This is a genomic window from Candidatus Ruminimicrobium bovinum, assembly GCF_902760015.1.
Classification (GTDB): Bacteria; Elusimicrobiota; Endomicrobiia; order Endomicrobiales; family Endomicrobiaceae; genus Ruminimicrobium; species Ruminimicrobium bovinum.
Map to the genome: position 1 here is coordinate 1 of NZ_CACWEU010000036.1, position 12,837 is coordinate 12,837.

The window sequence follows — 12,837 nt, forward strand, 5'->3', positions numbered from 1 at the left end:
ATAGTTGGTCTAGTGCGCCGGTTTGCTAAACCGGTGTACAGGTGAAAGCCTGTACCGAGGGTTCGAATCCCTCCCTCTCCGTTTTTTATTTTTTAAGTTTATTTTTTTTCTTTTTTTCAAGCTTTTTTATTTTATTCCATTGGGCGGTTATTTCTTCGGGTGTTTTTGCTTTTGATTTTCCGAAAACATGCGGATGGCGTCTTATAAGTTTTTTATTTAGACCGTCAATTACATCATAAATATCGAACCATTTATTTTCTTTTGCTATTTGTGCATGAAAAATTATTTGTAACAATACATCACCGAGTTCTTCCTTCATATTATCTATATCATTTTTTTTGACGGCTTGTTTAAATTCTTCCGATTCTTCAAATAAATATTTTATAAGTGTTTTGTTTGTTTGCTTTTTATCCCAAGCACAGCCGTTTTTGCCTCTTAACTTTTTAAAAATATCTACCAACTTCAAAAATTTTTCAATTTTTTTATTTGTTTTCATTTATAACCCCTTATTTTGTCGTTAAACCTATAAATTCATAACCTTATAATTCCATTAAATTTTGTTTAACAAATTTTTAATTGCACAAAAAAAAGAACGGGCAAAGAGTGCATTTAAAGGTGTCGTAGCTTTCTCTTCTGAAAGGAGTATCGCTGTTTATTTCTTCAATAATGAATTTTAATTGATTTATATATTCATTATATAAATCGTTATCAAGTCCGTTTTTAAAAAGAGGTTTTAACTCCATTTCTTGTAAAGAATACAGCATGCAGTTTTCAACGGTAGTTCCTGTTTCGTTTTCATAAATATATTTATATAGTGGTAATTGAAAAGATTTTATGTTTTTTGCGATATTTTCCCTTGAGTATTTATATGGTTCTTTTATGTTCGGTATGTTACCGGCTTTACCGGATTTATAATCTATTATGTATATTTTACCGTTTATATCTTTGTCAATTCTGTCTGTTTTAGCCGTTAAATTATATTTTACATTCCCGACGGTAATGAAAGAATAAATTTTATTTTCATTGTCCGTTATTATTTCAAAGTTTCTTTTTTCGGATTGTTCGTTTTTATAGAAGTCAGTCATTTTTTTAATAAAAAGTTTTTTTAATAAATAATTTTTCCCCGTGTTTTGTTTAAACCTTTCGTCAAAACTCGTTTCCAATATTTGTTTATAAATTTGAAAAAATTTATCGTCTAAATCCTGTTTTTTTGTTCCTTTTTTCATTGCTTTTTCAAGAAATAAATGTAAAAAAGAACCTATTTCTTTGTTTTCATTTTCTTCGTTAAAATTATTGTCTTGTGATAAATTTAATACCGACATATAATAAAATTTCAATTTGCATTGCAGGTATGTATCAATGTTTGTTGCCGAATATTTTAAGTTTTTTAATATTTGTTTTACGGAATCCGTTTTTTTTATTTCGTGTTTTTCATCTGAAAAAAACTTTGCCGGAAGAATTGTTTTTGTAACTTTTACACTTTCCATATTTTTTTCTTCTTTTTGTTTGTCCCAAATAAGTTCTTCAATAAATCTGCTTCTTGAATTTTGCTCGTCTTCAATATAAATCAAATAATTATTTATACTTGATTGTATTAAACTTGTAAAATGAAATTTTTGGATATTGGTATATTGGCTTATATTTTTAATTCCTAAAAAATTCATAATATCATTGGGAATTAAAGGGCTTGGCGGCTTTGTATATGGCAAAATGTTGTCGGACATTGAAAGTATAAAAACATTTTTAAATGAAAGTCCTCTTGCTTCAAGTGTTCCAAGAACCTGTAAACCTTTTAAAGGTGTTCCGGTAAGTGCTATGTTTTCTTTACTTAAAATATTTTCTAACAGAAATAAAATTTCGTTAAAACTTAAAATTTCATTTATACATAAACTTTCCTGTAATTGTGCCGAAAGCGTGTATAATAAATTTACTGCTCCCAAATTAAATGAATAAGTATTTATTAAACTTTTTTGTGTTATTATATCGGCAATATCTTTTAAATATATGCCCAATTGTTTCAATGTTGTAATATTTGCAAATCGGTAAAAAAACAAATCGAAAATTTCATCGATTATTTTTTTAATTGTATCTTCCGATACATCATGCAAATTTGAAGCAATTTCATTAAGAACTTCGGTATTGTTTCGTATCAAATTCAAATTTATAAAAGAATAATTTCTAAATTTGGCATCAATATTATTCTTGTCAAAATGTTTAATTATTTTATGAATAATTATTCTTGTTACTTCCGGGTTACCTATAAACCTTATATTTTTTATTAAAGGATTATTTATTGTTGAAACAATATCGGTTGTCGAATAACTGCCGTCCTGCTTTTTATTCTTTTGAGTTGTTATCAATGTGTTTAGTAATGCCCAAAGTGTTGTTTTGTTTGCAGGGTAACCTACGGCAATATTTATATCATTTGTTAAAGAATAAATTTCTGACATTATTGAAGGTAATGCCGTTGTGTCGGGCAGAATTATAACGGTATCGGACAATTCTTCTTTGGGAAGTTTTGCAATTAAATTTTTTACAAGGCATGCTTGTGATTGATTATCGTAGGCGGAATAAAAATTTATGTTGCTGTTACGGCTTTCGTTTTGTACTTTCGGTAAGGGATAATTAAAGTCCGTATATATTTTTTTTAAACATTGCCAGTTTTCAGGATTGCCTTTTGCTATAACGATTAACTTTTCTTCTTTAAACAAAATTTTAAACATATCCGTTTCGGATTGGTTCAAATAATACGGATTAAATAAAATTATTTGTTTATATTGTTTAAAAAAATTTGATATTACCGAAGCTGCATTGTAATAGGAATATCCTCTTGTGGTTTGATTTGTATCATCTAAAATTTTATGAAATTCTTCTCTTATTAAGTATAAATGTTTCAACAGTTCGTTAATATCATCGGTAACATCATAACCTATCTCGGCATTTAATTTTACATTTAATAATTTTTTATTTGAAATTTTTTCAATATCTGCAGCTTCTATAAAGCTAAGTATTTCATTTGCCCATTCAAAAAAGCCGGCAAAAGAAGCATTGTTATCGTAAAAATCAGGGATAAGTTTTTTTACTATATTATAAATTATATAACTGCCGTCAATTCGAGAAATAGCCGTTTTATTTAAAAGTTGTAAAGATATTTGTTCAATAAGGTTATCAAAAGTAAAAAATGCGGGGGGAATAAAAGCTTTTTTTATTTTTTTTGAAAGTTCTCTCTTTATAAATAATGCCGGTCTTTTTGACGGCATTATTATTGCAATATCTTCAAGTTTTATGCTTTTTGTTAAATTTAAAATATAGTCGGAAGTATAGTTAACAAGGTTTTTATTTAACGGTATAGTTTCTATTTTTGATGTCATTGCTTCTCCAAAATAAAAATTTATTATTTGTCGTTTGTCATTCGTCGTTTGTCGTTAAATTTTTCAACTTTTCAGCTCTTCAGCCAAGAACACGAAGTGTTCGTTCTCAGCTGCCGTTTATACATTTTACATTGTAAATTATACATTGCCGTTTGTCGTTTGCCTTTGCCTTTGCCGTTGCCGTTAAACTCTCAGCTTCTCAGCTGCATAGGTTGACAGTTAATAAAAAAATAGATAGAATAAAAAAAGTCGGTGCGGGCATAGTCTAGTGGTAAAACCCCAGCTTCCCAAGCTGGAGATGTGGGTTCGATTCCCATTGCCCGCTCTTATTTTTTTATTTTGAAATTACTGTCCCTTTAAGTTGTTTGATTCCGGCATTTCCGTCTATAATCAATACCTGTTTAACACCTTTTTTTACTGCAGATACGGCACTTTTTATTTTAGGTATCATACCGCCTGTTATTACTTCATCCGTTATTAAATTATTTACTTGTTTTATTTTTATATTTTTTATTGTTTTTTTGTTTTTGTCCAAAACCCCTGCAACGTCAGTTAAAAATATAAGTTTGTCGGCTTTAAAATTTACCGCAATATTTGTAGCAAGAGTATCGGCGTTTATATTAACTGCATGAGCATTTTTATCAATGCCTACAGATGATATTACGGGGAAAAATCCGCCTTTTATTAAAGTTTCTATAAGTTTTACGTTTATTTTTACGGGCTCGCCTGCAAAACCTAATTCTTTTTTTACTTTGCAAACGGCAATTGAACCGTCTTTTGCAGATATACCGCATGCTTTAACACCGCATTTGATAAGTTCCGCAGTCAACATTTTATTAACTTTACCGCTTAATGCCATTTCTACAACTTCCAATGTTTTTTCATCGGTATATCTTAATCCGTTAATAAATTTTGATTTTATACTTAACCGTTCAAGTAAATTATTTATTTCCGGACCTCCGCCGTGAACCAATACTATATTTTGTTTTTTTGATATTTGTGCCAAATCTTTTATAAACTTTTTTTGAGCTTCTTTGTTTTTTGTTAAACTTCCGCCGAATTTTATTACTGTTATGTTTTTCATTATTCCTCCATCTTTCGGACCTTCAGCTTTTTTTAAATTAAATCACCGATTTTAACTTTAAAATCGGTTTCTTGTTTAAAACAACTGAATCTGCAACTTGTTTTAAAGTCACAAAAATTACATTTTTCTTTATTGGGTGTGAATTCTTTTTTGTTTATTTTTTCTGCAACTTTCAAAGATAAATTTATTGCATCATCTATTTGTTGTTGATTTCTTTCGGTATATATTTTTTTATTGTGGGATAAAAAGTAAATTGCTATTTTATCGGGAATAAAACCTAATGCAACTTTACATCCGTGACAATATAAACTCAGTTGTAAATCGTTATCAATTTTTTCCTGTGTCCACATAACTTTGTGGGTTTTATAATCTACAAGTTCTCTGCTGCCGTCATCGTATTCGTCAATTCTGTCAATTATTCCGATAAAAGGATATTTGCCTATTTCTGCTTTGAAATTATGTTCCGTATAAATTTTTTTAGGTATATTTTTCCCGAAAGTATCCCAAAAATTTTTTAAAACTTCATTGGCTCTTAAATAACTTATATATACATCCTGGTTTGTTTCATAACCGCTGCTTTCCCAGCAAAAATTTAAACTGTCAATCAAAGCTTCGTAAGTATAAATTGCTTGTTTATAAAAATAATCGAGTGTTTTATGAACGGAATTTCCGAAAGCAATATCTCCGTTTAAAGGAATGTATTTGTTTTCCAAATAAATCAATTTGTATTTATGAGGACAGAACAAATAAGTGTTAATTCTTGAATAGCTTATTTTAAATGTTTTATCTCTCATCTTTACATCCTGTAAAAAGCTACTACGGTGTCACCGTATTTTTCCGTTCTGTAATTAGTTAAGCCCGCAACTTCGTCAACAGGTTCGTTTCTGTGCCGTTGAGAAATTACTATACCGTTTTCTTTAAGTATTGAAAATAAAACTATATTTTTTAAAGTCGGATATGTTAATGCCAGGGCATTTTTGGCTCCGTCTTTATAAGGAGGCCCCAAAAAAATAATATCATATTTGTTTTGAAATTTAGGAAACCCTTTTAAAACATCACATTTTATGATGTCTGCTTTATCTTCAATATTCAGCATTTTTAAATTATACTTTACAAGTGCTATTGATTTATCGCTAATTTCGGCAAAAACAACTTTTTTTGCTCCTCTGGATAAAGCTTCTATACCTACGGAACCTACACCTGCATATAAATCCAAAAAGAAACTGTCCGAAATAACAGGAGTAATAATATCAAATACGGATTTTTTCATCATGCCGAGCATCGGTCTTATTGAAAAATCATCTTTCGGCAATGTTTTTAATTGCCTTCCTCTAAAAGTTCCGCCTATAATTTTAAGCATATAAAACCCTAATAATATTTTCGGATATTTTACAAAAATTTTTCTTTTTTGTCTTCACTCAGAAAAGTACATTCTGCATTATAAATTGTAAATTGCATTTAAAATGCTTCCATTATTGTAAAATAAGTTCCGGTAGATTGGTTTGATGCGGCAACATCTATTCTAAAGTTTATTCTCGGATTATTTTTTACTTTTATTCTTAAACCAACACCTGAAGCAAGTTGTATTTTCCTTAAATTTATACTTTCCAAATTTTCATAAACATTACCTATGCCGCTGAACAAAGCAAGTTGTAATGAATTTGTTATTTTAAATTTAATTTCCGGCTGAATTGCCAACAGTATGTTATCAATATATCTTCCGGAAAGGTATCCTCTTAATAAATTTTGTCCGCCCAATGAAGCCAACTGTTGAACTGGAACTTTCCCGTTATTAAATTCACCGTATATTTGATAAGAAAATAAAACTTTGCTTTTATATATATAGAAATAATTTCTAAAATCTATTTTTGTTTTTGAATAATTATATTTGCTTCCCAACTGATTGTTATAAAGCAGGTAATCCGCTTTGAATAAAATACCTTTTGTAGGATAGATGTTGCTGTTTCTTGTATCAAATTTTACTTTAAAACCTGCTCCGGAAATTACACCGTCCGTCTTGATATATTGTAAAATTCCGTCATCATCGGTATCCTGTATCGTCATATCGGACAAATCATACTGAACACCGACCATTAAATATTTAACTATTTTTTTTGAAAATGCTATTGAGAAGCCGTGATTTCTGTTTATATATTCTTCTTCGTCATCTTTACGGGAGTTATTTCCTATACCGTAAAATCTTTTTAAAAAATTGGAATAAGCAAGTTTACCTTCCAATAAATAATTATCCCCGTCAAAATATATTGAAGGAACGGCACCTATTACAAACTGATGTTTTGCCGTGTATAAAGCAAACATACTTAAAGAAGAATAAAATTTATTTTCTTCTTTTTTAAAATGTAACATATCGGTAAAAGTAATACCTACGCTTGTGTCGGATGTATAAAACGGAACAAGAAAAAACGTATTTGCAGAATCCGCAAATAGATTATTTGAAACAATAAAAATAATAAAAAATAAAATTGTTGAAATTTTTTTCATAAATTTTTTTGTTTTGAAATTTCATATAAAGCAATTGAACAGGCAACCGAAGCATTTAATGATTCAATGTTTTTTGTCATTTTAATTTTTATTTTTTCATCCGATTTTTCTATTATACTTTTTTCTATTCCTTTAGCTTCGTTGCCGATTATAATTGCAGCCGACATATTAAATTTTATTTGTGAAATATATTTTTTTGCTTTTAAATCCAAAGAGTAAACTGTAATATTTTTATTTTTCAAAATTTTTACGATTTCCAAAATATTACATTCGGTTATTATCGGAACTTTAAATATTGCACCCGTTGTGGAACGAACAACTTTATCACTGAAGACATCAATACTGTTTTTTGATATGAAAATACCGTCAACACCGAAAGCTGCCGACGACCTGATAATCGTTCCCAAATTACCCGGGTCCTGTAAGCAATCCAAAATAACAAATAATCCGTTTTGTTTGTTTGTTATTTTATCAATATCAAAATTTTTCTTTTTTACTATTGCCATTATTCCCTGAGGCGTAACGGTTGTTGAAATTTTTTTAAAAACAGAATCGGAAACATAATAAATTTTACCGTTATTTTGTATTTTGTTTTCAAATTCTTTTGTTGCTACAAAGTAACATATTTGCCAATCGTGTTCTATTTCTTCCGTTTGTTTTTTACCTTCAACAATAAATAAATCTTTCTCGTCTCTGAATTTTTTGTTATGCAGAGACAATACTTCCCTGATAATATTGTTTGACATACTTGTTATATACATTTTAGAAATTTGTCTCGCAAATTTTTACTTTAAAACTTAGCCCCTCGTCTCTAAACTCTCAACTGATAAATTGCAAAGTAATTTGTTTAATTATATAAAATTAACCGTTTTTAATAAATGTTTGAAAATCGTTTAAAAACATATTTATAAAATTAAATTTATTTACGGAATTATCCTTTTTTAATTTAAAGCCGTAAGCATTGTTTCGTATAAATTCTATTTTGTTTTTATATTTATTTATAAAAGAAATTATATCCATGCTGTCCGGTGCAAATGCCGTTGAAAAAAATACAAAAAGAAAATTTTTATCTTCGTATAATCTTGTTACGGATAATTTATGTGCTTTAATTTTTATCTTACAAATTTCAAATAAACTTTCAACGGAATTTGTTATTTTGCCGAACCTGTCTTTAAGCTCTTCTTTTATATCATCAATTTCGCTTTCTTTTGTTATATTTGCTATTTTTCTGTAAAACAATATTCTTATGTCTTCATCTTCAATATAATTTTCCGGTATGTAAGCTTCTACCTGTAAATCAATTTCGGTATCTATTTGTTTAACTTCGTTGTTATCTTGAATATTTCTTATTTTTTTGCCTTCTTCCTCAAGCATTCTTGCAAACATATCAAAACCTACATCTTTTACAAAGCCGTGTTGTTTTGCACTTAATATTGCGCCTGCTCCCCTTATTTCCAAATCTTTTAAAGCAAGTTTATATCCGGAACCTAACTCGCTGAATTCTTTCATTGCCTGCAATCTTTTTACGGATTCATCGGTTAAATTGCTTTTATCGTAAAGCAAATAACAATAAGCTTTTTGTTTATCTCTTCCTATTCTGCCTCTTAATTGATGAAGTTGTGAAAGACCGAAATTAACGGAATCTTCTATTATCATTGAATTAACAGTCGGAATATCTATTCCCGATTCTATAATGGTAGTTGCAAGTAAAACATCTGTTTGTTTATTTATGAATTGCCACATAATTTTTTCTATTTCATTTGATTTCATCTGACCGTGAATAACACCGAGTTTGATATCTTTAACCAGGTTATTCAAATCATGTGCTTTATTTAAAATTGTTTCAACTTTGTTGTAGACGTAAAAAACCTGTCCTCCTCTTGAAATTTCGGCTTCAATAACATTTTTTATAAGTTTTTTATCATAAGTTGAAATTACGGTTTCAATGGGTTGTCTGCCTACAGGTTGAGTTTCTATTAAAGATAAATCTCTTAAACCGTATAATGCACCGGATAATGTCCTCGGGATAGGAGTTGCCGAAAGTAAAAGCATATCAATATTTTTTTTAATCATTTTTATTTTTTCTTTTTGCTTAACACCGAAACGATGTTCTTCGTCGATAATAAGTAAACCTAAGTTTGAAAATTCAACATCTTTTTGTAAAAGACTGTGAGTTCCTATTACAATATCTGTTTTTCCGTTTTTAACGTTTTCCAAAATTTGTTTCTGTTGTTTTTTTGTTTGGAATCTGCTTAATACTTCTGTTTTAATCGGAAAATTTACAAGTCTGTTTGTAAAAGTATTATAATGTTGTTGTGCTAAAACCGTTGTCGGAACTAAAACGGCAACCTGTTTTGAATTACAAGCAACTTTAAAAGCTGCTCTTATTGCAACTTCCGTTTTACCGAAACCCACATCACCGCATATAAGTCTTTCCATAGGATAAGGTTTTGCAAAATCATTTTCAATATCTTTTATTGCTTTTACTTGGTCTGCTGTTTCCTCGTACATAAAAGAATTTGCAAGATCTGCTTCCAATGAGGTTTCTTCCGGATAAGGTGTTCTTTTAACAGCTGCTCTTTGTGCATAAAGTTGTAATAATTCTTTTGCAAACAAGGAAGCATTTTCACGTGCTCTTTGTTTTACATGCTCCCATGCAAACGTATCCATGGAATATAATTTCGGTTTTACACCTTCAACACCTATATATTTTTTTACAACTTTAAATTCATCAAAAGGAACATATAACTTATCTTTATTTTTATATTCTATACACAAATATTCGGCGGTTTTATCGTCCTGTGTTATTTTTTTTAATCCTCTGTATCTGCCTATACCGTATTTTTCATGAACGACATAATCATTTGCGGTTATTTCCCATATACCTTCCAATCTTTTACCTGATTTGAATTTCGGGAAACTTACCTGCTTTCTTTTATACAATAATTCTTTTGATGAAATAACGGCTAATTTATCTTTTAAATAAAAGCCGAACCATAACGGTGCCAAAATAATTTCAGGAATTTTATCTTTCCAATTGTTTTTATGTAATATATCAAGCATTCTTTGTTGTTCGGAAGCATTCGAACAATAAATTTTTATATTGATATTTTTTTCATTTAACATTTTTAATAAATCAATAAAATATTTTATGTCGCCTTGAAAACCGCTAAAACCGGAATACGGATAGTAAATTGCTTTTTTATTTAAGGGGCTGTTAATTATTAAATTAAATTTATCAAAGTTATTATTTTTTAAAACTTCTTCATCACAAAAAATATAGTAATTTTTATTTAATTGTTCCAACAAAGAACTTGTATTACCTGCAGATTCTTTTTCCATACACGGAAGGATTGAGATTTCTTTTAAATAACCGTTTGATTTTTGTGTTATATAATCAAAAGTTTTAATTGTTTCTGTTTTATTAAATTCGAATGTTATTCTGACAGGATCTTCTTTATCATAGGGCCAAATATCAATAATTTCACCTCTAACGGCAAACTGACCTTTTTCTTCAACAAAGGCAACCCTTAAATATCCGTTTTGTTGTAGTTTATCGGTAGTTTTATTGTAATTGTAGGAACCGTTAATATTAAAAACAAGTGTGTTTTGTTTTACTGCGGTCATTGTTGCAACGGGCATATTTAATGCCTGTTCGGTAGTAACTATAATGTTTTTTTTGTTGTTTGTCAGTATTTTGGATAATGTTACTATTCTTTCCTGCGGGCTTGTATGCGGATATAAAAAAATTTTAATTTGTTCAGTTTGCAAAAATGTTTGCAAGTCATCGACCGTATTTTCTATTTCATCTTCATTTGATATTACCAATAAATTTGAAATGTTATTTTCCAATAAACAGTTTGAAATAAAATGTGCTTTTGAACTTTGCCCGATACCGGAAACATAAAATTTATTATTCATAATACTGTAAATTATAAATTGTAAATTGCTGGTGGCAGTTGTCGTTAATTATAATTGTAAACTATACATTATGCGTTATACATTGCCGTTGCAGTGCCGAGGACGAGATTTGAACTCGCACTCCCTTGCAGGACCAGGCTTCTGAGACCTGTGTGTCTGCCATTCCACCACCTCGGCAAAATTCGTGGCGGAGAGAAGGGGATTCGAACCCCTGATAGAGTTTCCTCTATATCAGTTTTCGAGACTGACGCCTTAAACCAACTCGGCCATCTCTCCTTGGCATAACAGTAATGTTACAATTACTTTGCAATTACTTTTTCTTCTATCGGTTCATTTGTATAAGCTGTTTTACCGTATAGAGTATAAAACAATACCTTCGGTGTTCCTGAAGCATTCTTTTTTGTTTGTATGTAAACTTTTTCCAAATAAGCATCCATATTGTTTATTAATATTTTTAGTTTGGGCTTTCCGTCAACCATCAAAATCGTCATTTTTCTATTAATATCTTTTAAAGAAAAATCAAAACTGTTACTTTTTTCATCGTAACTTACTATAAATCCGTAAGCTTTTTTATCCCAAGCATTTAAATTTTCCATTTTACCGTTTTTCTTTGCACGTATAACCCAATATCCGTCAACAGGGTTATTAATGTTAAATTTTCCGTCTTCATTTAAAATTGCATCGTAACAAATGATGTTTGCACTTTTACTTCTTTCCATGTGAAATAACCTTACGGAAGTATTTGCCAATAAAACATTGCAACAAAAAAAAGATAATAATACAGAAAAAATAATTTTTTTCACTTATAATCTCCGTCATATTACATAAGAATTCAATGTAATAATAATTTTAACGTAACCTAACTATTTTACAATAAATTAATGCGTGTGTCCAGTTTAATGTAGTTAATAAACTTTTCAAGCATTCAACCTTTCAGTAAAAATTTGCAAGGCAAATTTTTTCCTTGACTTTACTTTACAATATGTAGTAAAATCTTCATAATTACTTTTAGGGTGTTTTTATCATTGTGAAATTTTTCTGTCATTTCAATGACCGTTAAGGAAGAGAAATCTCGTCGTTAAACTATAAATTTTCAGCTAAGAAATCGTAGATTTTGACCTTGGCTTATCAGTTGTTATTATAAATTTTTAATATAAAATAAAAGTATCAAAGGAGAAAACATGTATCACACGTGTTTAAAAAAAGGAAGTAAGTTTTTAGCGGTTTTGTTGACGGCAGTTTTAGCTTTCAGCCCGTTAAGTTACGGACAAGATGTAACAAAATGGGAAACCGAATCAACTTCACCTGACGAAATAGGGTTGATAAATGCAATACAACAAGATCAAATTGCAGAATACACAATAGAAATCAGCACTCCTGAAATTACAGCAACGAGTACGAATCCTTTAGGAAAACAAGGTGCAGATTCTCTTACCATAAACGGTAACGATAAAACAATTAATGGTAATTCGGTTGCCGGCGGTATGGAAACTGGAACTAATTTTGTTTTGGATAATGGAAATAAAATACAAATAGGTACCGATGACGATGGTAACCCTATTTATAAACAAGTTTCCAAAGAAACCGTAATCAATAATGCGGTGTTTACAAATTTTAAAAAAGATGGCGGTGCAGGTACCGTAATATTTAATGAAGGCGGAAATGTTACAGTAAATTATTCTTCTTTTACAAATAATATTATAGTTCCCGGTACTACAAGTGGAACCGGTAATACTCCTTCCGGAGTAGGCGGAGTAATTGGGCATGCTTCCGTTGATCAGGTATCAGTAAAAATCGGTACATTAGCCGTAAAGAATTCTTATTTTGGGCAAAACCAAGCCTTCGGTGCAGGTGCAATTTTATCGACAGGTCATTTGGTTGTAGAAGATACAGAGTTTAATGGTAACACTGCAGACCATTTCGGTGCAATTGCAGTAATGGGAAGTAAAGATGATTCAA

Annotated in this window: 9 protein-coding genes, 3 tRNA genes and 1 pseudogene; 2 read left to right on the forward strand and 11 right to left on the reverse strand. The window is 29.7% G+C overall.

Annotated features, from left to right (window positions below):
- Positions 1 to 85: 85 nt before the first annotated feature.
- Together ACMUOV_RS01165 and ACMUOV_RS01170 are read right to left on the reverse strand one after the other, a co-directional pair.
- Entirely contained in the window at positions 86 to 496 is a 411-nt protein-coding gene (locus ACMUOV_RS01165) for a MazG family protein (RefSeq protein WP_413852983.1), read from the reverse strand.
- A 76-nt stretch (positions 497 to 572) separates the two neighbouring features.
- Positions 573 to 3,371 carry a PD-(D/E)XK nuclease family protein gene (locus ACMUOV_RS01170; protein WP_413852985.1) on the reverse strand — a complete coding sequence of 933 codons (2,799 nt, stop codon included), beginning with the start codon at positions 3,369 to 3,371 and terminating at the stop codon, positions 573 to 575.
- Positions 3,372 to 3,625: 254 nt separating this feature from the next.
- Here ACMUOV_RS01170 and ACMUOV_RS01175 point away from each other — a divergent pair.
- Positions 3,626 to 3,696 (forward strand) — tRNA-Gly (locus tag ACMUOV_RS01175).
- A gap of 9 nt (positions 3,697 to 3,705) precedes the next feature.
- Here ACMUOV_RS01175 and argB read toward each other — a convergent pair.
- The 9 genes from argB to ACMUOV_RS01220 form a co-directional block, all read right to left on the reverse strand.
- Positions 3,706 to 4,455, reverse strand: coding sequence for an acetylglutamate kinase (argB, locus tag ACMUOV_RS01180; RefSeq protein WP_413852987.1), 750 nt, complete (start codon positions 4,453 to 4,455; stop codon positions 3,706 to 3,708).
- A gap of 32 nt (positions 4,456 to 4,487) precedes the next feature.
- On the reverse strand, positions 4,488 to 5,249 hold the full coding sequence (locus ACMUOV_RS01185) for a RecB family exonuclease (RefSeq protein ID WP_413852989.1): 762 nt from the start codon (positions 5,247 to 5,249) through the stop codon (positions 4,488 to 4,490).
- A gap of 2 nt (positions 5,250 to 5,251) precedes the next feature.
- The gene (rsmD, locus tag ACMUOV_RS01190; RefSeq protein WP_413852991.1) at positions 5,252 to 5,815 is read right to left on the reverse strand and encodes a 16S rRNA (guanine(966)-N(2))-methyltransferase RsmD; all 564 of its coding nucleotides are present in this window, start codon (positions 5,813 to 5,815) and stop codon (positions 5,252 to 5,254) included.
- A gap of 98 nt (positions 5,816 to 5,913) precedes the next feature.
- Positions 5,914 to 6,957, reverse strand: coding sequence for a BamA/TamA family outer membrane protein (locus ACMUOV_RS01195; protein ID WP_413852993.1), 1,044 nt, complete (start codon positions 6,955 to 6,957; stop codon positions 5,914 to 5,916).
- The gene (locus ACMUOV_RS01200; RefSeq protein WP_413852995.1) at positions 6,954 to 7,718 is read right to left on the reverse strand and encodes a TrmH family RNA methyltransferase; all 765 of its coding nucleotides are present in this window, start codon (positions 7,716 to 7,718) and stop codon (positions 6,954 to 6,956) included. Before ACMUOV_RS01200 ends, ACMUOV_RS01195 begins: the two co-directional genes overlap by 4 nt.
- 100 nt (positions 7,719 to 7,818) lie before the next feature.
- Entirely contained in the window at positions 7,819 to 10,878 is a 3,060-nt protein-coding gene (mfd, locus tag ACMUOV_RS01205) for a transcription-repair coupling factor (protein ID WP_413852997.1), read from the reverse strand.
- A gap of 94 nt (positions 10,879 to 10,972) precedes the next feature.
- Positions 10,973 to 11,055: transfer RNA gene (locus ACMUOV_RS01210), tRNA-Leu, on the reverse strand.
- 8 nt (positions 11,056 to 11,063) lie between these two features.
- Positions 11,064 to 11,154: transfer RNA gene (locus ACMUOV_RS01215), tRNA-Ser, on the reverse strand.
- Positions 11,155 to 11,177: 23 nt separating this feature from the next.
- Positions 11,178 to 11,681, reverse strand: a complete 504-nt coding sequence (locus ACMUOV_RS01220) for a DUF4833 domain-containing protein (protein ID WP_413852999.1) — start codon at positions 11,679 to 11,681, stop codon at positions 11,178 to 11,180.
- 378 nt (positions 11,682 to 12,059) lie between these two features.
- Between ACMUOV_RS01220 and ACMUOV_RS01225 the strand changes: the two are divergent.
- Positions 12,060 to 12,837: pseudogene (locus ACMUOV_RS01225) on the forward strand (hypothetical protein); the annotation flags it as partial.